Raw genomic sequence first — 18,347 nt, forward strand, 5'->3', positions numbered from 1 at the left:
CGGCTACTGCCGGGCCGCGCCCAGCTCCACCGGGCGGGTGCGCAGCAGGGCCCGGGCGGGCAGCCCGGTGGCGCCGAGGCAGAGCAGGACGGCTCCGGCGGCCAGCGGCAGGGCGAGCGCCGGCGGGACGTACGGGGAGGAGTTGGCGACGCCCCGGGCGATCGGGACGAGGGCGATCCAGGCGATCGCCCCGCCGACCACCAGCCCGGTCGCGGCGACCAGCAGCGCCTCCCAGCGCATCATGCCGCGCACCTGGCGCCGGGTGGTGCCGGCCAGCCGGAGCAGCGCGACCTCGCGGCGCCGGTCGAGGACGGTCATCACCAGGGTGTTGGCGGCAGTGACGGCCGCGAAGCCGCCGAGGACGCCGGCCATCACCTTGTTGGCCCAGGCGTTGAGCTCCATCATCTTGTCGGACTGGGCGACGAACCCGGCCCGGTCGGTCACGGTCGTCCCGCCGGGGCCCGCGAGCCCGGCCAGGGCGGCCGTCACCGCCGCGCGGTCGGCGCCCGGCGCGTCGGCGACCAGCACCTGGCTGTCGTACCCGGCGGTGACGTGCCCGGCGACGGCCGCCCGCGGCAGCAGCACCTGGCCGAAGCCGAGCCCGCGGTCGTAGACGGCGACCACGGCGGGCCGCACGGGGGTGCCGTCGCCGAGCCGCAGCGACACCCGGTCGCCGACCTTGGCGTCCAGCGCGTCGGCCAGCGTGACGTCCAGGGCGACGGTGTCGTCGCCGTGGCCGAGGTCGGCGAGCGAGCCGCCGCGCACGCCCAGGTCGAGCACCCGGGCCAGCCTGGCCGGGTCGCCGTCGACGCCGAGCGCGGTGGCGGAGGCGAGCTGCTGGCTGTGCTCGTACACCGCGGCGGTGCGCAGCACGCCGACCGCGGCGTCCACGCCGGGCACCTTGGCGGCGCGCTCGGCGGTGCCCGCGGGCAGGCCGGGGCCGGTGGAGCCGACCACGTGGTCGGCGGTGATGCCGTTGCGCACGTTCTCGCCGGTGGCGTGGCTGATGGTGCTCTGGAGGAACAGCAGGGTGCCGCAGAAGGCGGTGACGAGCACGATCGGGGTGATCGCGGAGGCCAGCCGGCGGGCGTTGGCCCGGGTGTTGTCGGCGGCCAGCGAGCCGGGCGCGCCGCCCGCCCGCAGCGGGGTGCCGACCACCGCGGCGGCGATCCGGGCCACCCAGGGGCCGAGCAGGGCGACGGCCATCATGAAGCACATGACCACGCCGAGCGCGGTGTTGGCGGCGTTCATCCCGTCCAGGGCGGCCGCGAAGACGGCGGCGGCCACGCCGCCGGCGGCGAACACCAGCCCGATGACGGTGCGCACCGTGCCGGGGCGGGCCGGTTCGACGGCGGCCGCGCCGAGCGCCTGGCCGGGGCGCAGCCGGGCGGGGCGGCGGGCGGCCAGGAAGCCGGCGGTCAGCGCGGCGAGGGTGCAGGTGAGGATGGCGGCGAGCATCGGCAGCGGGCCGACGTCCAGCTGCACGCCCTGCGGCACCGCGCCGCGCGCGGCCAGCTCGTCGAACCACCAGCGGGCGAGGGCCAGCCCGGGCAGGATGCCGAGCGCGCCGGCGACCGGCGCGACCAGCATCGCCTCGGTGGCGATGGTGCGGCGGATCTGCCGCGGGGTGGCGCCGATGGCGCGCAGCAGGGCGAACTCCCGGGCGCGCTGGCCGGTGGCCAGGGCGACGGTGCTCATCACGACGAAGATCGCGGTCATGGTGGCGTAGCCGCCGAAGGTGCCGCCGAGCGCCATCAGCAGGGTGCGGCCCTCGCCGATGGCGGGCTGCTCGACGGTGCCGCGGCCGTCGCCGGTGAAGACCATGGCGTCGGCGCCGACGGCCTGGCGGACCTGGGCGGCGAGCGCCGCGCGGTCCACGCCCTCGCGCGGCTGCACGGCGATCGCGTCGATCCGGCCGGGGTGGCCGGACAGGCGGTCGGCGGTGGCGTCGGCGAACCAGGCGGTGGGGCCGGCCGATTGGGCGGCGGCCAGGCCGGAGACACGGTAGGCACCGGTGCCGCCGGGGGCGGTGAGGGTGAGGCTCGCGCCGGGCGCGAGGCGGGCGGCGCGCGCCGTGTCGGCGTCCAGCACCACCTCGTTCGCGCCGGGTGCACGGCCCTCGACCAGCTTGTCGGCCGGGCCGGCGATGCCGAGCGCGGCGTAGCCCCGGCCGGTCAGGGCGGGGGTGCCGGCCCCGGCCGGCAGCGGGAAGGCGCTGTCCGGGCGGGCGGCGGCGACGCCGGACAGGGCGGCGATCCGGCTCACCAGGGCGGCGTCCGCCCGGGCCCGCTCGGGGGTGGTCAGCTCCCTGGTCTCGGTGTCCCTGCCGACCTTGGCGGAGATCTTCACCGCCTGGTCTGCCGCGACCACCACCGGGGCGCCGGCGTACCGCTGCGGTGCGACGCCCACGGTCAGGCCGGTCTGCAGGAGGGCCCCGCAGGCCACCACCACGGCGGCGCCCAGCAGCAGGGCGATCAGGGTGCCCGCGAAGGACGCGGGCCGGAAGCGCACCGAGGCGCGTGCCAGTCCGTTGCTCATGCACCCGCCCCGTTCCGCTCGGTGGTGAAGTCGTTCTGCTCGTTCCGCCCGGTGGCGGAGCCGTTCTGCTCGGCGGCGACGTCGTTCCGCTGGTTCATGCCGCGACCCTCGCCGGGCGGGCGGTGAGCCGGACCATCCGGTCGGCGACGGCCTGCGGCTCCGGGTGGTGGAGCTCGTCGACGATCGCGCCGCCGGCCAGGAACAGCACCCGGTCGGCGAACGAGGCCGCCACCGGGTCGTGGGTCACCATGACCACCGTCGCGCCCAGGTCGTCCACGGCGCGCCGCAGCAGGCCCAGCACCTCGTGCGCGGTGGTGGTGTCCAGCGCGCCGGTCGGCTCGTCGGCGAACACCACGTCCGGGCCGGTGATCAGCGCGCGGGCGATCGCCACCCGCTGCTGCTGGCCGCCGGAGAGCTGGCCGGGCCGCCGCTTGGCGTGCTCGCCCAGCCCGACCTGGGCCAGCAGCTCCCGGGCGCGGGCGCGGTCCTGGCGCTCGCCGGCGAGCCGCTGCGGGAGCAGCACGTTCTGCTCCACCGTCAGCGAGGGAAGCAGGTTGAAGGACTGGAAGATGAAGCCGATCCGGCTGCGGCGCAGCTTGGTGAGCCGGTTCTCGCTCAGCCGGGTGATGTCCTCGTCGCCGAGGCGGATCTCCCCCTGGTCGGGCTTGTCCAGGCCCGCCGCGCACTGCAGGAAGGTGGACTTGCCGGAGCCGGACGGGCCCATCACGGCGGTGAAGCTGCCGTGCCCGAGCGCGAGGTCGATCCCGCGCAGCGCGTGCACGGTCTCGCCGCCGCGGCCGTAGGTACGACGCACCCCGCGCAGCTCGATCGCGGGCCGGACGCTCTGCCCGGCGTACGCCCCGCTGGCGTACGGGCCGGCCGTGTACGGCTCGGTCGCGTACGGCTCGGTCGATGGGCGGTCGTGGCGGCGTGCCATGGGGTGGGCCTTCCTTCGGGGATCGTCGCTGGTCGTCGACGTGTTCCAGGCTAGGAAGGACCGGGCTCGCGAACCATGGAGGCCGCTGGCGGACCGGGGGTGGGGATATCCCCACCGCCCTCCGGGGGGCAGCAGCGCGCGCGGGCGTCGCGAGCCCGTAACAGGGCCGGGACCCCGGCTCACACCAGGTCGGCGGCGATCCCCTGGTAGGCGGCGCGCAGCTCGGCGAGCACGGGGTGGGCCGGGTCGAAGGCGGTGCCGTCGACCGCCGCCAGTGGGCGGACACCGACGCCCGCGTTCACCGCGAACGCGGCCGCGAAGCGGTCCAGCCCGGACGCCTCCACCGGCTCGCGCGACTGCGGCCCGTCGTACGCTCCGGCCAGTAGCGCGGCGGTGACGCCGGGCAGGCTCGGGCCGTCCGGCCAGACCAGTCGGCGGCCGTCGAGGAAGCCGACGTTCCAGGTGGCGCCCTCGGTCACCCGGCCACGGCCCGGGTCGACCAGCAACACGTCGTCGTAGCCGTCGAGCTGGGCCAGCCTGCGCTGATGGACCAGGCCGAACAGACCGACGTGCTTCACCTCCGGCAGCTCCCGACGGTACGCCGCCGTCCGCACCCGCAGTGGGCCGGGCGCGGTCGTCGGGGCCGGGCGGGTGGTGACCAGCAGGCCGGGCCTGGCCGGGCCGCCGGGGCGCTCCAGGCCGAGCTCCGGGTCGTACCCGGTCACCCGGACGATCACCGGCGCACCGTCGGCGGGCAGCACCGCGCGGATCCGCTCCCGCGCCGTCAGCCGGTCCAACTCGGCGGCGAACAGCGCCCGGCAGTCCCGGACCAGCCGGTCCAGGTGCAGTTCCAGGCCCCGGACCCGGCCCGCCTCGGCGCGCAGGGTCGTGAAGTGCCCGTAGTTCAGCAGCCCCAGTGCGGCCAGCCGCGCCGGGTCGGCCGGCGCGCCGTCGATCTCGATCTCAGCCATCCCCCGAGTCTGCCAGCCCCGGTACCGCCACCGGGGCCGTCGGCGGGTCCTGCGGGCCGACCACCGGGCGGCCCGCCGCCCGGGCCGACTGCTCGAACTGCTCGATCCTGTACGCCAGTCCCTCCGGTTCCCCGGCGTCCGACCACCGCCACGCCTCCGCCCACCACTGCGGGCCGCGCACCAGCGGCCGGCCCTCGAGCGCCAGGTGCAGTGCCAGCGTCGACCGCGCGTACTCGTGCACCCAGCCGTCGGCGGCCCGGTAGTCGGGCGTCTCGTCCAACCGCAGCCAGCGGCCCTCACGGCCGGCCGCGAGCATCGGCACCCAGCCCCGCGCCCGGTCCGCGACCAGCAGGTGCAGCCAGCCGTCCTCCTCGCGCACCTGGTAGAGCGGGAGTTGGGGCATCCGGGCCAGGGCCAGCGAGCGCTTCCAGCCGACCACCCAGAGGCCGCGGCGCAGGTAGTAGCGGACGGCGTGCGGCCAGGTCCAGTGCGTCTCCAGCCGGAAGCCGGGCAGGCCCTCCGCGACGGCCGCCGCGTACACCTCCTCCAGCACCCCGGCGGCCAGGCCGCGGCCGCGCGCCTCGGGGATCACGTAGAGAGAGGAGACGGCGAGTTGGCCCGGCCCCCTGGTCCAGTTGTCCACGGCCACCGTGCCGGCCACGGCACCGCCCTCGTCCAGCACCCAGTAGCGGCGCCGGTACAACTCGCCGCCGGGCCACTCCCGGCCGCTCTCGCCCAGCCGTTCGCGCCACCGCCGCTCGGCCTCCGGCGCCAGCCCGTCCGGGGCCACCCGCTCCCCCAGCCCACCCTCCACCAGGGACGCCAAGTCCCAGAGCGCGAACCGCTGTTCGTCCCCCACGGCGACCACCCTCAGCCGCGGCCCCGCCGCCAGCCGGTCCTGCGCCCGCTCCACCGCCGCATCCCACGACCTCACCACGCCCGCCACGATAGCGGGACCGTGGGCACTTTCCGTAATCCACCGAACACCGAACGTCAGATCGGATGCGAATTCCGCCGCGCCGGGGCCCGGACCGGCGGTAGGGGAAACCCGACCAGAGGACTCGACCTGACCGTGATGACCACGCTGACCTGCGGCGATGCAATGAAGGGGTGATGAATCGGCAAGACCTTCACGACAGACGGCAGGCACGGGCGTGGTGCGGCGGATGGCTCCTCGCGGCCGGCTGGGCCGGGGCGTTCCCGCTCCTCTCCGACCTCGGCCCGCACCGCGCCTGGGGCGGCTGCGCCGCCGTCGGCTACCTGCTGGCGGCGCTCGCCGCCCTCCTGCTGCCGCGTCGGGGCCGGCGACTGTCCGTCGCCCTCGCACTCGCCGGAGCGGTCGCCGTGCCCCTGGTCGCACTGGTCCTGGTCGGCCGGGGACAGAGCGAGGTCGGGGTGATCGAACGCTCCGGGGCACTGCTGCTGCACACCGGCACGCCGTACCTCGCCGAACCGCGGACGGTCGCCGAATACACGCCGTACCTGCCGGGGATGGCGATCCTCGGACTGCCCCGGGCCCTGCTGGACGGCCTGCCGGCGGCCTGGTCCGGCGCCCTTCCCGCGGCCCCGGCCCGGCTGGTGGGCGATGCGCGACTCTGGTGCGCGGCCGTGTTCCTGGCCTGCCTGCTGCGCTCCGCACCCGCCGGGCGCCGGACCGCGCTGGCCGCGCTGGCCGCCTCACCGGTGGTCGCGCTGCCGCTCTGCGTCAGCGGCGTCGACCTGCCGATGACCGGCCTCTGCTGGCTCGCCCTCACCCTCGCCGCCCGGCAACGGCCCGGCACCGCCGGGCTGGCCCTCGCCGCCGCCTGTTCCCTCAAGTGGACGGCCTGGCCGGCCGTCGCCGTGGTCACCGCCCTGCTGGCCGCCACCGCCGGACGGCGCCCCGCGCTGCGCGCCGCCGCCGTCGCGGTCGGCGGCGCGGCCCTGCTGATCCTGCCCGGCGCGCTGCGCTCGCCCGGGCCGATGCTCCAGCAGGTCTTCGCCTTCCCCACCGGGCGCGGCGACCTGCCCACTCCCGCCGCCAGCCCCCTGCCCGGACGACTGCTCGCCGACCTCGGCCCGCCCGGCTGGTACGCCGCCGTCGGCCTGCTGCTGCTCGCCGCCCTCGCCCTCGCGGCCTCCCTGCTCACCCACCCGCCCCGGCACACGACGGCCGCCGCCGACCGGCTCGCCCTCGGGCTCGCCCTGGCCTTCCTGCTCGCCCCCGCCGGGCGGTTCGGCTACCTCGCACTGCCGCTCGTCCTCGTCCTGCTCCCCCGGCTCCCGCTGCTCCGCTCTCCGACGCCGAACCCGAACCCGAACCCGAACCCGAACCGAGGTCTCACCCGCCCATGGGCACCACACTCATCGTCACCAACGACTTCCCGCCCCGCCAGGGCGGCATCGAAACCTTCGTCCACGCCCTGGCCACCCGCCTGCCCGGCTCCGACGTCGTGGTCTACACCTCCGCCGAACCGGGCGCGGACCGCCACGACGCCGCTCTCCCCTTCCCGGTGATCCGCGACCGGGCCCGCACCCTGCTGCCCACCGCCCGGGCCACCCGCCGCGCCGCCGAGATCGCCCGTGCCCACGGCTGCGACCGGGTCTGGTTCGGCGCCGCCGCCCCACTCGCCGCGATGACCCCCGGCCTGCTCCGCCAGGCCGACGGCATCCGCCGCACCGTCGCCACCACCCACGGCCACGAGATCTGGTGGGCCCGCACCCCCGGCGCCCGCCGCCTGCTGCGCCGGACCGGCCGCAGCGTCGACGTCGTCACCTACCTCGGCGAGTACACCCGTGCCCGGATCGCCCCCGCCCTCGGCCCGGACGCCCGGCTGGCGCGCCTGGTGCCGGGCGTGGACCCGGACCGCTTCCGGCCCGCCGAGGACGGCGCGCGCCGGGCCCGGTCCGGGCCGGTGATCCTCTGCGTGGCCCGCCTCGTCCCGCGCAAGGGGCAGGACGTGCTGATCCGCGCCCTGCCCGCGATCCGCCGGGCCGTCCCCGGCGCCACCCTCGTGCTCGTCGGCCGGGGCCCGTACGAGGACCGCCTGCGCGCCCTCGCCCACCGGTGCACCGAACCGGGCACCGTCGAATTCACCGGCGGCCTCGACCACGCGGCCACCGCGGCCCACTACGCCGCTGCCGACGTCTTCGCCATGCCCTGCCGCACCCGCCGCGCCGGCCTCGAAGCCGAAGGCCTCGGCATCGTCTACCTCGAAGCGGCCGCCGCCGGACTCCCGGTCGTCGCCGGCCGCTCGGGGGGCGCGCCCGACACCGTCCTCGACGGCGTCACCGGCACCGTCGTCAACGGCCGCGACCCCGCCGGCGTGGCCGCCGCCCTCACCCGCCTCCTCCTCGCCCCGGCGGCCGACCGCGCCCGCATGGGCGCCGCCGGCCGCCACTGGGCCACCACCCACTGGACCTGGGACGCCTCCGCCCACCGCCTCGCCCACCTCCTCGACCCCGCCCACCCCGTTCCCGCCCACCCCGTTCCCGACGTACTCGCCGAGCCCTCCTGACGCCCCCCCCCCGATCCTGTCAACGAGGCTTCACCCGAGGGGAGTTCGAACCCGAGGCCCATTCCCCCACCGGTCCGCGGACGATCTCCCCGCCGGGGAGTGAAAGCGCTCGGCGGGGCCGTGAAACGACGCTTTCGCCCCGCCGAGCGAGTGCGCCCGCAAGGTGCGCCGCCAGCGCACGAAATCCCGAACGCGCAAGGGGCGCAAGCTTTTTCATCAATGAATATTTGCCTTCCGGTTTTCAATCCGACTGAATCACGGAAACCCAAGGAATACAGCGGAAATCACGAGGAGGTGGGCACGATGGTGGACGTCGAACGATTGCTGACCGACTGCCTCCAGGACGTTCGTGGCATTCCGCGGGGAACGGTACCGGTCGATTCCGCGGGCCCCGAATACGAGGCCGCGCGTCGCACCACCTGTTCGCCCGGTTCGCCGACCACGCCCGGCGGGACGACCGGCGGGCGGCGCACCCGCCCTACTCGCCGCGGAGGTGGGCGAGGACGGCGAGGACGCGGCGGTTGCCCTCGGTGGGGTCGAGGTCGAGCTTCATGAAGATGTTGCCGCAGTGCTTGACCACCGAGGCCTCGGTGATGACGAGCCGGGCGGCGACGGCCTGGTTGTTGAGGCCTTCGGCCATCAGGGCCAAAACTTCGCGTTCGCGGGGGGTGAGGCGGCTGAGCGGGCGGTCGGCGGACTGCTGGCGCATCAGGACGCGGACCACGTCGGGGTCGATGACGGTGTCGCCGGCGGCGACCCTGCGCAGGGCGTCGAGGAAGTCGGCGACCTCGCCGACCCGGTCCTTCAGGAGGTAGCCGAGGCCGGCGGGTTGAGCGCCGGCGGCGGCGAGCAGGCGGGTGGCGTACGGGGTGGCGACGTACTGGGAGAGCACCAGGACGGGCAGGCCGGGGTGGCGTTCACGCAGGTCGAGGGCGGCGCGCAGGCCCTCGTCGGAGAAGCCGGGCGGCATCCGGACGTCCGTGATGACGGCGTCGGGCCGGTCCGCGTCGACGGCGGCGGCGAGGGCGCGGGCGTCGCCGACGGCGGCGGTCACCCGGTGGCCGCCGAGGGTGAGCAGCTCGACGAGTCCGGCACGCAGCAGGACGGCGTCCTCGGCGATCACGACCCGGAGCACGGGACCTCCAGCCGCAGTGTGGTCGGGCCGCCCGTCGGGCTCGTCACCATCAGCCGTCCTTTCAGGAGTGCCACCCGGTCGGCGAGTCCCCGCAGTCCGGCCCCGGCGGCCGGGTCGGCCCCGCCGTGGCCGTCGTCGGTCACCTGGAGCACCAGGCGGCCGTCGGCGACACTCCCGCGGACGGTGATCGCGGTGGCGCCGCTGTGCTTGGCGGCGTTGGTGAGCGCCTCGGTGACGGTGAAGTAGGCGGTCGTCTCGACCGGCGCGGGCAGCCGGCCCGGGAGGTCGAAGTCGGCCTCGACCGGGATGGGGTGGCGCAGCGCGACCTCGGCGACGGCGGCGGCGAGGCCGTGGTCGGTGAGGACCTGGGGGTGGATGCCCCGGACCAGGCCGCGCAGTTGCTCCAGGGCCTGCCGGGCCTCGCCCCGGGCCCGGGCGACCAGCGCCGCGGCCTGGGCCACGGCCGGGTCGGCAGCCGCATCGGCAGCCGGGTCGGCGGAGGGATCGACCGGGTCGGCTTCGCGCAGGCGGCCGTGCAGCGCGTGGTCGGCGAGGCCGAGGGTCATGCTGAGCGCGACGAGCTGCTGTTGGGCGCCGTCGTGCAGGTCGCGTTCGATGCGGCGGCGTTCGGCCTCGAAGGCGTCGGCCAGCCGGGCCCGGGAGCGGGTGAGTTCGAGGACCTGCCGGCCGGGGTCCTCGTCGCGGGGCCCGAGCAGGAGGCGGGCGAGTGCCACGTGGGCGGTGGTCAGCAGGGCACCGGCGTAGGCGCAGAGGAGCAGTCCGGCCAGCCCGACGGCGGTGAACGGCAGTGCGGCGAGCGGCCCGGACACCACCCGCCCGGGAATGATCATGACGGTCTCGGGAGCCAGCGCCCAGACGATCGCCGGGGAGACGACCAGGGCGCCGGCGAACAGCAGCACGGCGGTGAAGCCGAGCGCGGCGGCGGCGAGGACGGTCGCGGTGAGCGCGGTGTGGGCGAGTTCGCGCCAGGTGGCGCGCTCGCGCAGGCGGGTCCGCAGCCGGGCGCGGCGGCCGGCTCCGGGCAGCGGGCGGTGCGGGTCGGGGACCGGCGCCGGTTCGACCAGCCGCAGCCGCAGCCGTTCGACGGCGGCCACGGGGACGCCCGCGAGGGCCAGGGCGAGGAGGACCGGCAGTCCGACGCCGACCACGGACAGCCCCAGGCCGACCGTCAGCAGTGCCGCCAGGACGACCAGCAGCAGCGGTCCGAGCAGCGCGCCGCCGAGCAGGTACGCCCAGCAGCGCGGCACCCACCGGGTGGACGGGAAGCGCAGCGGGTGGGCGCGCAGCGCGGCCCAGACGGCCACCGGCGGCTGCTCCTCCTCGTTCACCCGGTCACTCTAACGAACCGTCTGACCAGGCCTCGGAGCGGCAGCGGCGGTACCGGCGGCAGCGACCGCCGGGCGGGGTCCGGGGCGGGGGCGGGTCAGGGCGACGGCGGCGATCACCAGCACTCCGCCCACCAGGGCGTTCCAGCCGACCGGTTCGGCGAGGAAGGCCGCACCGAGGGCGGTGGACCACAGCGGCATGACATAGGTGACGGCGGAGGCCACCGCGGTGCCGGCCGTGCGGACCAGGCCGAGGTTGAGCAGGTACGCGAGGCCGGTGCCGACCGCGCCCAGCACCAGCAGGGCGCCGGCCGCGCCCGCGCCCGGCCAGTGCGGGGCGCCCGCGGCGAACGGTGCGATGAGGGCCAACTCGACGGTGGCGCAGGCGATCTGGACGGCGGAGAGGGTGACCACCGACTCCGGCCGGCCGGAGAGGAAGCGGCGCAGGTAGGCGAAGCCCGCGCCGTAGCAGCAGGCGGCGGCCAGGCAGGCGAGGCCGCCGGCGGCCTCGCCGGAGCCGATGCCGCGCCAGACCCCGAGGACGGTGAGCACGCCGGCGAAGCCGAGGGCGAGTCCGGAGAGCCGGCGCGCGCCCGGGCGGCGCTCCTCGGGGACGGTGAGGACGGCGAACAGCAGGGTGAACAGCGGGGTGGTCGCGTTCATCACCCCGGCGAGGACGGAGCTGACCCGGGTCTCACCGAACGAGAACAGGGTGAACGGCACGGTGTTGAGGAGCACCGCCACCACCGCCGAGTGCCCCCAGAGCGCGCGGTCGCGGGAAGCGCGCTCGCCGCGCAGGACGAGGATCGTCCACAGCGTGACCGCCCCGAGGACGCAGCGCCAGAGCGCCACCCAGAGCGGCGGTACCCCCGTCTCCACCGCCACCATGATCAGCGCGAAGCTCGCGCCCCAGATCGCCGACAACGCCACGAAGCCCGGCAACCAGCGCCGCACCCCGACCACCTCCCCGTTCGTCCCGCCCCGTCCCGTTCCGTACCGCTCCGGGGCTGTTCCGGGCGTGCGCCCGGTCCGTTCCGCCTGTGTCGTCTGGACAGAGTCTGGCCCGGCGGCGGATCATGAGTCCAACAAGTGACAGTGACGGAAGGATGAGGAAGTCTCATGGCCTCGGAGGTCAACCTGGCCCAGCTGAGGGCGCTGGTCGCGGTCGCCGACGCCGGCGGGTTCGGCGCGGCCGCCGACGACCTGGGCATCAGCCAGTCCGCCGTCTCGCACGCGGTCGCCGCGCTGGAGCGCGCCCTCGGCGCGCCCGTCCTGCTGCGCGGCAACCCGGCCCGGCCCACCCCGCTGGGCGAGCAGATCCTCCCGCACGCCCGCACCGCCGTCGCCTCCGCCGCCGCCGTACGCACCATCGCCACCCGGCACTCCGGCGGCCCGACCGGCACCGTCCGGCTCGCCGCGCCGACCACCGTGTGCCAGGCGCTGCTGCCCGGGCTGCTCCGGGACTGGAAGGACGCCTACCCGCAGGTCACCGTCCGGGTCTTCGAGGGCGAGGACGCCGAACTGGCCGCCTGGCTGGAGGCGGGCACCGTCGACGCCGCCGTCCTGGTCGACGCGGGCCCGCACCCGCCCGGGGCGGTCGCGCTCGGCGCCGACTCCATGCACGCGCTGCTGCGCCGCGACCACCCGCTCGCCGGGCAGGAGAGCATCCACGTCGCCGAGCTGGAGGACGACGACTTCCTGCTCTCCGAGGGCGGCTGCGAACGCCACATCCGCGAGGCCTACCGCCGGGCCGGCACCCGCTTCACGCCCCGGCACCGCATCCGCGACCTCAACACGCTCATCGGGATGGTGCACGCGGGCGTCGGGGTCTCGGTGATGCCCGCGCTGGCGCTGACCATGGTCCCGGCCGACTGCGTCCTCGTCCCGATCCGGCCCGCCGTCCACCGCACGCTCACGCTCACCGGGCCGACCAGCCGGCCGTGGTCGCCGGCGGTCGGCGGGCTGCTGGCGGCGGTGGGGGCGGCGCAGGGGGTCGGGGCCGAGGTCGGGTCCGGGGCCGTGCGCGGGGTCGGGGTGGCCGCGGGCAGCTGACGGCGCTTTTCGGCGTTCCGTCCCGGCGATCACCACCACTGCCCTGACCTGGTGCGATGCGCCCGACGGCGGTCGCGTAGATTCGGGTCCGGGCTGACGGGGCGTCCGGTGAGGAGGAGCGGGTGGAGCGGGGGCAGGAGCGGGTCCGGGCGATCCGGGCCGTCGGCGCGCCGAGGCCGTTACCATCGCCTCTATGCCGCCGCAGGACCACCCCGACCACGACGAGCAGGTGCCGGCGCACCCTCGACGGGGGGTGCTGAGGTGTGGTATGCCACCATCGCCCCAGCCAGCCAGCCAGCCAGCCAGCCAGCCAGCCAGCCAGCCAGCCAGCCAGCCAGCCAGCCAGCCAGCCAGCCAGCCAGCCAGCCAGCCAGCCAGCTCCGCCGCGCCTCGCTTCACGTCACCGCGCCGGCACCGCGCCCCCTCCGGATGCGCCGAGGTGCTGTTCGCCGTCCGCTCGGCCGCCGCGCTGCACCGGCTCCTCGACCTGCTGCCCGTCTTCGAGGGTGACGACCGGGTCCGCTGCCGGTTCACCCTCGTCCCCGGGTCGGAGTTCGACACCGACGCGCTCGCGGCCGTCGACACCGCCGGAGCCCGGTGCATCCCGTGGGACGAGGCCGTCGCCGCCCGGCACGACCTGATCCTCACCGCGAGCCCCAAGGGCGACCTCGGCGACCTGCGCGGCCACCAGGTGCTGCTGCCGCACGGCGCGGGCTTCAACAAGGCCCTGCCCGAGGAGGGTTCGCCGGAACTGCCGTCCGGTCTCGACCCCGCGTTCCTGCTCAGCGGCGGCCACCCGACCGCCACCCTGCACGCCCTCGCCCACCCCGCCCAGGTCGAGCGGCTGGCCGCCCGGCTCCCCTCCGCCCGGCGTCACGCCTTCGTCGCCGGCGACCCGACGCTCGACCGGATCCTGGAGTCGCTGGACCGCCGCGACGCCATCCGCTCCGCACTCGGCACGGGCGGGCGCCGGCTGGTGGTGCTCTCCTCGACCTGGGGCCCGCAGTCGCTGCTCGCCCGCCGGCCCGACCTGCCCGCCGAACTCGCCGCCCGCCTGCCGTACGACGGGTACCAGCTGGCCCTGATCGTGCACCCCAACGAGTACAGCCGCACCGGCGCCTTCGACCTCGCCCGCCGCCTGCGGCCCGCCCTGGACGCCGGGCTGGTGCTCGCCGCTCCGTACCAGGAGTGGGCGGCGCTGCTGGTCGCCTGCGACGTCGTCGTCACCGACCACGGGTCGGTGGCGCTCTACGCCGCCGCCCTCGACCGGCCCGTGGTCGCCGGCTGCGACGGCGCGGGCGAACTCGTCCCCGGCAGCCCGATGGCGCACCTGCTCGCCGCCGTCCCCCGCCTGGACGTCGACACGGCCCCGACCGCCCTCGCCGAACCGGCCGGGCCCCCGCGCACCCGCCGCTTCGCCGAACAGGCCTTCGCCCTCGCCGGGGAGTCCCTGGACACCCTGCGCCCGGAGCTCTACAAGCTCCTCGGGCTCGTCCCGCCGCCCCACCCCGTCCAGGCCCGGCCGCTGCCGGTGCCGACGCCCGAGCGTGCCCCGCACGCCCCGGCCGCGTTCGCCGTCCGGGCCGAGGTCGGGAACGGGCGGATCACCGTGGACCGGCTCCCGCCCTGGACGGACCTGCCCTTCCACCACCGCGCCGCCGAACACGGCCGCGCCGGAACACGCCAACTCCAGAGCGCCGCACTGCTCTACCGCCGCGCCGACCGCCCGGCCCCCTCGCCGGGTTGGCACCACGAGTACCGGACGGCCGCCGACTGGACGGCCGAGGCCTTCGACGAGTACCCGAACTGCCGGACGGCGGCGGTGGTCCTCTCCCCCACCCTGTGCCTCCTGCGCCGCGACGCCGGTGTCCCCTTCACCGCCCGCGTCGAGCCCGCCCGCACCGGCACCGGCACCGGCACCCGCACCCGCTTCACCGACCCCGCTGCCGCGCTCTCCGCCGTCCACACCTGGCTCGCCACCTACCCCGGCCCGGACCACCCCCTCCCCGCCACCCTCACCGCCCTCCTCGGCACCACCGCCCACCGCGTCCGCCTGCAACCCGCCACGGCGGCGGAGCTGGACCACCCGGTCTGAGCCCCACGCTCACCAGACCCGCGCCATCCGCCCGGAGCGCAGGCGTGGCGGCGCGTGGCAGCGCCTACGCGCCGCCGCGGAGGCGGGTCGCCTCGGTGCGGCAGGCCTCCGCCGTGTCCGGGTCGCCGAGCTCCTCGTGGAAGGTGGTGAGGGTGTCGAGGACGCGGAGCTGGTCGGTGGTGGACCGGCGGGCGCGGGCGCTGGTGAGGGCGTGCCGGTAGAGGGGCGCGGCCTCGGCGTGGCGGCCGGCCCCGCGCAGGGCGGTGGCGAGTTCGTAGGCGGTGCGGGCGGACATGCGGTCGCGGCGCAGGGCGGTGGCGGTGGTGTGGGCCTCGGTCAGGAGGGCGATGGCGCGGTCGGGCTGGCCGAGGGCGACGGCGGCGCGGCCGAGGAGATAGGTCTGGAGCATGACGCCGTAGGGGTTGTCGATGGCGAGGTGCTCTTCGCGGGCGGCCTCGAAGTCGGGGACGGCGGCGGCCCAGTCGCCCTGGACGGAGGCGAGTTTGCCGCGGAACTCGACGGCGGAGGCGCGCAGTTTGCGCTCGTCGGGAGTGTCGCCGAGCAGCCGGGCCCGGGCGACGGCGATCCGCAGGTGCTCCGCCGCCTCCTGGTAGCGGCGCTGTTCCCAGAGGGGCCGGGCGAGTTGGCAGCGCATGCGGACGACCGCGAGCGGGTCGTCGGCGCGGTCGGCGGAGGCTGCGCCGCGGCCGAAGGCGTCGATGGCGTCGGCGTAGTGCTGGTGGTCGAGGAAGTGGGTCCAGAGGGGTTCGCAGAGGGCGACGGCGTCGGCGTCGAGGCCGTCCTCGTGGGCGATGCGGACGCAGCCGTAGAGGGCCAGGTGTTCGCCTTCGAGCCAGTGCATGGCCTGGTGCGGGTCGGCGAGCGGGATGTCGGGGACCTCGGCGAGTGCGGGCTCCTCGGCTGCGGGGCGGGCGACGGTGAGACGCGGGCCGGCGGCGAGGAGGTCGGCGCGGGCGGCCTGGCGCCGGTACCAGCGGACCAGGCGGCGCCGGACGGCGGCGGTGTCCTCCGGGTCTCCCGTGGCCCGCCGCAGGGCGTGGCCGCGCAGCAGGTCGTGCTGGTGGAGGCCGTCGGGCCGGGGGTGGAGGAGGCCGGCCTGTTCGAGTTCGTCGAGGGCGTCCTCGGCGGGGGCCGGGCCGGTGCCGAGGAGGGCGGCGGCGGCCTGGACGGTGATGACGGGGCCGGGGTGGTGGGGCAGCAGCCGGTAGAGCCGGGCGGCGCCGGGGGTGAGGCTCGCGTAGGCGGCGTCCCAGACGGCTTCGACCATGGGGACGCCCTCCCGGTGGAGTTCGGCGGTCAGTTCGTCGATCAGGCGGCGGAGTTCGCGGTGGCGGTGTTTGCGGACCCAGCGGCCGGCGACCTGGAGCGCGGCGGGCAGGCCTGCGCAGCGGCGGGCGAGTTCGGCGGTGGCGTCCGGGTCGGCGGCGAGCCGGGGGTCGGCGACGGTGGCGTGGAGCAGGCCGGTGGCGTCCTCGCCGGTGAGCGGACCGAGGGGGAGTTCGACGGACCGGGTGCCGTCGAGGTCGTGGAGCCGACCGTGGCTGGTGACGATGACGACGGCGGAGGCCGAGGCGGGGAGCAGGGGCAGGACTTCGGCTCCGCTGCGGGCGTTGTCGAGGACGAGGACGAGGTGCTTGTCCTGGGTGGCGGCCCAGTAGTGGCGGCGGCGGTCGGCGTACCCGGGTGGCAGCGGGACGGCCGGGGCGAGGTCGTGGGCGAGCTTGCCCAGGGCGTCGGCGACCTCGACGGCGCCCTCGCGGCGCAGGTCGTCGAGGTCGAGGTGGAGGATGCCGTCGGGGCAGCGACCCCTGCCGCGCAGTTCGCGGGCGAGCTGGAAGCCGAGGGCGGTCTTGCCGATGCCGCCCATGCCGCTGAGGGCCACGAGGAGGGGGCCGCCGGTCTCGGCGCCGTCCGCGGCGGCGGCGAGGACCTGGGCCTGTTCGCCGGTGCGGTCGGCGAAGTGGCCCAGGCCGGGCGGCAGCTGCCAGGGGACGGCGGGCGGCGCTGCGGGGTGCACGTGCAGCTGCCCGATGGTGTGCGCCTGCACGATGGCACCGGCGTGCACCTGCCCGTCCACCCTGTTCGTGTTCTCCTTGGCCACCCGTCAACTCTAAGACCGACCGGCACATGGTGGGTGGTGTCGCGACGCCGCCCACCATGTGCCGGTCGGTCTGAGGCGTGTCCGTCGGACACGCCTTTGCCCGTCGGGCGAGCCGGGCGGCTTGACCGTTTTGGGGTTGACCACCCTTCCCCGATAGGTCTATACCAGTGACAGCCTTCGGCAACTACCCCTGGCCGACGGCCCGTTCCGGTCTGCGCGCCACCCCCACCTCCGGCGCGAGCAGTCCCCTCCCCCACTGCCGTCAAGCCTGGAAAGGCCTTCGATGGAACGCGCTCTTCCCCCACACCCCGTCACCGCCACCACCGCCCCGAACCCGCCGGGGCGCCGCCGCCCGCGCCGGGCCGCCGTCGCCGTGGCCGGGGTGCTCGGCCTGGTCGCCGGGGGTGTCGCCGCGCTGGCGGGCACCGGCTCCGCGGCCGCCGACACCACGACCGGCCTCGGCAGCAACTGGTACGCCTCGGCGCCGTACCTGATGCCCGAGGACAACAGCCCGCCGGACGCCGCGGCGGTGATGGACGCCACCGGACAGAAGGCCTTCCAGCTGGCGTTCATCCTGGCCCAGGGCAACAGCTGTTCGCCCTCCTGGGGCGGCACCTCCTCGATCGACACCGACACCACCATGCCCGGCGTCATCCAGACCGTCCGCGGCAAGGGCGGGGACGTCTCGGTGTCGGTCGGCGGGTACGGCGGCACCAAGCTCGGCCAGGTCTGCGGCACGCCGGAGGCGACCGCCGCCGGGTACCAGAAGGTGATCACCAAGTACCAGCTGAAGGCGATCGACTTCGACCTGGAGGAGCCGGAGTACGAGAACACCGCGGCGATCCACAACGAGATCGGCGCCGCCCGGATCCTCCAGCAGAACAACCCCGGGCTGTACGTCTCGATCACCACCGCCGGGACGAACGCGGGCACCGGCTGGTTCGGCACGCAGATGCTGAACGAGGCCAAGTCGCAGGGCTTCACCCCGAACAACTTCTCGATCATGCCGTTCGACGGCGGGTTCAACGGCGCGGCCGCACAGACCGACGCGCTGGTGAAGTTCAACCAGATCCTGCAGACCACCTTCGGCTGGTCCGAGGCCACCGCCTACGCCCACGAGGGCGTGTCGATGATGAACGGCCGCACCGACGCCGCCGAGTACTTCCGGCAGGCGGACTTCCAGACCGTGCTGGACTTCGCCACCGCGCACAGCCTGGCCCGGTACACCTACTGGTCGGTCAACCGGGACCGGCAGTGCCCGGGCCCGGTTGACCCGGGGCTGTCCGGCTCCTGCTCCAGCGTGGCGCAGAACGACTGGGACTTCACCAAGTACACGGTGAAGTTCGCCGGGGCGACCCCGCCCACCACGCCGCCGACCACCCCGCCCACCACGCCGCCGACGACTCCCCCGACCAGCCCGGGGGCCTGCACCGACCCGGCGTGGAGCGCGAGCACCACGTACACCAGCGGGAGCAAGGTCTCCTACGGCGGCCACGAGTACCACGCCAAGTGGTGGACGCTGAACGAGGTGCCGAGCGCCAGCGGCCAGTGGGGTGTCTGGGGCGACGACGGCCCCTGCTGACGGTCCCGTAGACCGGACCACGCGCGGGGCCCGGGGCATCGTGCCCCGGGCCGTCCGCCCTGCCGGGCCGAC

General features: G+C 76.1%; 13 protein-coding genes. 5 read left to right on the forward strand and 8 right to left on the reverse strand.

Features of this window, described 5'->3' with window-relative positions; all coding sequences use genetic code 11:
• Positions 1-3: 3 nt before the first annotated feature.
• From ACIO5E_RS06175 to ACIO5E_RS06190, 4 genes are all read right to left on the reverse strand, one after another.
• Entirely contained in the window at positions 4-2,538 is a 2,535-nt protein-coding gene (locus ACIO5E_RS06175; protein ID WP_400664285.1) for an FtsX-like permease family protein, read from the reverse strand.
• 94 nt (positions 2,539-2,632) lie between these two features.
• A complete protein-coding gene (locus ACIO5E_RS06180; protein WP_400664287.1) occupies positions 2,633-3,475 on the reverse strand; it encodes an ABC transporter ATP-binding protein in 843 nt (280 codons plus the stop codon).
• Positions 3,476-3,654: 179 nt separating this feature from the next.
• Entirely contained in the window at positions 3,655-4,446 is a 792-nt protein-coding gene (locus ACIO5E_RS06185) for an aminotransferase class IV (protein WP_400664289.1), read from the reverse strand.
• Positions 4,439-5,383 (reverse strand): GNAT family N-acetyltransferase, encoded by a 945-nt coding sequence (locus ACIO5E_RS06190; RefSeq protein WP_400664291.1) that lies wholly within the window; start codon positions 5,381-5,383, stop codon positions 4,439-4,441. Before ACIO5E_RS06190 ends, ACIO5E_RS06185 begins: the two co-directional genes overlap by 8 nt.
• A 176-nt stretch (positions 5,384-5,559) precedes the next feature.
• On the opposite strand from ACIO5E_RS06190, the gene ACIO5E_RS06195 reads away from it, so the two are divergent.
• Complete coding sequence (locus ACIO5E_RS06195) at positions 5,560-6,942, forward strand: hypothetical protein (protein ID WP_400664293.1); 1,383 nt, start codon at positions 5,560-5,562, stop codon at positions 6,940-6,942.
• Positions 6,849-7,943 (forward strand): glycosyltransferase family 4 protein, encoded by a 1,095-nt coding sequence (locus ACIO5E_RS06200; protein ID WP_400664458.1) that lies wholly within the window; start codon positions 6,849-6,851, stop codon positions 7,941-7,943. Before ACIO5E_RS06195 ends, ACIO5E_RS06200 begins: the two co-directional genes overlap by 94 nt.
• 478 nt (positions 7,944-8,421) lie before the next feature.
• Here ACIO5E_RS06200 and ACIO5E_RS06205 read toward each other — a convergent pair whose 3' ends face one another.
• Genes ACIO5E_RS06205 through ACIO5E_RS06215 form a run of 3 tightly spaced genes read right to left on the reverse strand, consistent with a single transcriptional unit; the run spans position 8,422 to position 11,378 of the window.
• Positions 8,422-9,078, reverse strand: coding sequence for a response regulator (locus tag ACIO5E_RS06205; RefSeq protein WP_400664295.1), 657 nt, complete (start codon positions 9,076-9,078; stop codon positions 8,422-8,424).
• A complete protein-coding gene (locus tag ACIO5E_RS06210; RefSeq protein ID WP_400664297.1) occupies positions 9,063-10,427 on the reverse strand; it encodes a sensor histidine kinase in 1,365 nt (454 codons plus the stop codon). The genes ACIO5E_RS06205 and ACIO5E_RS06210 overlap by 16 nt, the downstream gene beginning before the upstream one ends.
• Before the next feature lie 9 nt (positions 10,428-10,436).
• Positions 10,437-11,378 carry a DMT family transporter gene (locus tag ACIO5E_RS06215; protein WP_400664299.1) on the reverse strand — a complete coding sequence of 314 codons (942 nt, stop codon included), beginning with the start codon at positions 11,376-11,378 and terminating at the stop codon, positions 10,437-10,439.
• A gap of 165 nt (positions 11,379-11,543) precedes the next feature.
• Between ACIO5E_RS06215 and ACIO5E_RS06220 the strand changes: the two genes are divergently transcribed.
• Entirely contained in the window at positions 11,544-12,476 is a 933-nt protein-coding gene (locus tag ACIO5E_RS06220; RefSeq protein WP_400664301.1) for a LysR substrate-binding domain-containing protein, read from the forward strand.
• Positions 12,477-12,915: 439 nt separating this feature from the next.
• Complete coding sequence (locus ACIO5E_RS06225; protein ID WP_400664303.1) at positions 12,916-14,571, forward strand: translation initiation factor 2; 1,656 nt, start codon at positions 12,916-12,918, stop codon at positions 14,569-14,571.
• Positions 14,572-14,635: 64 nt separating this feature from the next.
• Here ACIO5E_RS06225 and ACIO5E_RS06230 read toward each other — a convergent pair whose 3' ends face one another.
• On the reverse strand, positions 14,636-16,693 hold the full coding sequence (locus ACIO5E_RS06230) for a tetratricopeptide repeat protein (protein ID WP_400664305.1): 2,058 nt from the start codon (positions 16,691-16,693) through the stop codon (positions 14,636-14,638).
• A 283-nt stretch (positions 16,694-16,976) separates the two neighbouring features.
• Between ACIO5E_RS06230 and ACIO5E_RS06235 the strand changes: the two genes are divergently transcribed.
• The gene (locus ACIO5E_RS06235) at positions 16,977-18,275 is read left to right on the forward strand and encodes a carbohydrate-binding protein (RefSeq protein WP_400664307.1); all 1,299 of its coding nucleotides are present in this window, start codon (positions 16,977-16,979) and stop codon (positions 18,273-18,275) included.
• The last annotated feature ends 72 nt before the right edge of the window (positions 18,276-18,347 follow it).

The sequence above is a fragment of the Kitasatospora sp. NPDC087314 genome (genome assembly GCF_044744365.1).
In the GTDB taxonomy this organism is placed as follows: domain Bacteria; phylum Actinomycetota; class Actinomycetes; order Streptomycetales; family Streptomycetaceae; genus Kitasatospora.

Bases quoted from the DNA above. Each gene is read 5' to 3' on its own strand.
- ACIO5E_RS06235 (WP_400664307.1), top strand. From the start codon at position 16,977: ATGGAACGCGCTCTTCCCCCACACCCCGTCACCGCCACCACCGCCCCG.
- ACIO5E_RS06185 (WP_400664289.1), bottom strand. From the start codon at position 4,446: ATGGCTGAGATCGAGATCGACGGCGCGCCGGCCGACCCGGCGCGGCTG.
- ACIO5E_RS06175 (WP_400664285.1), bottom strand. From the start codon at position 2,538: ATGAGCAACGGACTGGCACGCGCCTCGGTGCGCTTCCGGCCCGCGTCC.
- ACIO5E_RS06180 (WP_400664287.1), bottom strand. From the start codon at position 3,475: ATGGCACGCCGCCACGACCGCCCATCGACCGAGCCGTACGCGACCGAG.
- ACIO5E_RS06220 (WP_400664301.1), top strand. From the start codon at position 11,544: ATGGCCTCGGAGGTCAACCTGGCCCAGCTGAGGGCGCTGGTCGCGGTC.
- ACIO5E_RS06195 (WP_400664293.1), top strand. From the start codon at position 5,560: ATGAATCGGCAAGACCTTCACGACAGACGGCAGGCACGGGCGTGGTGC.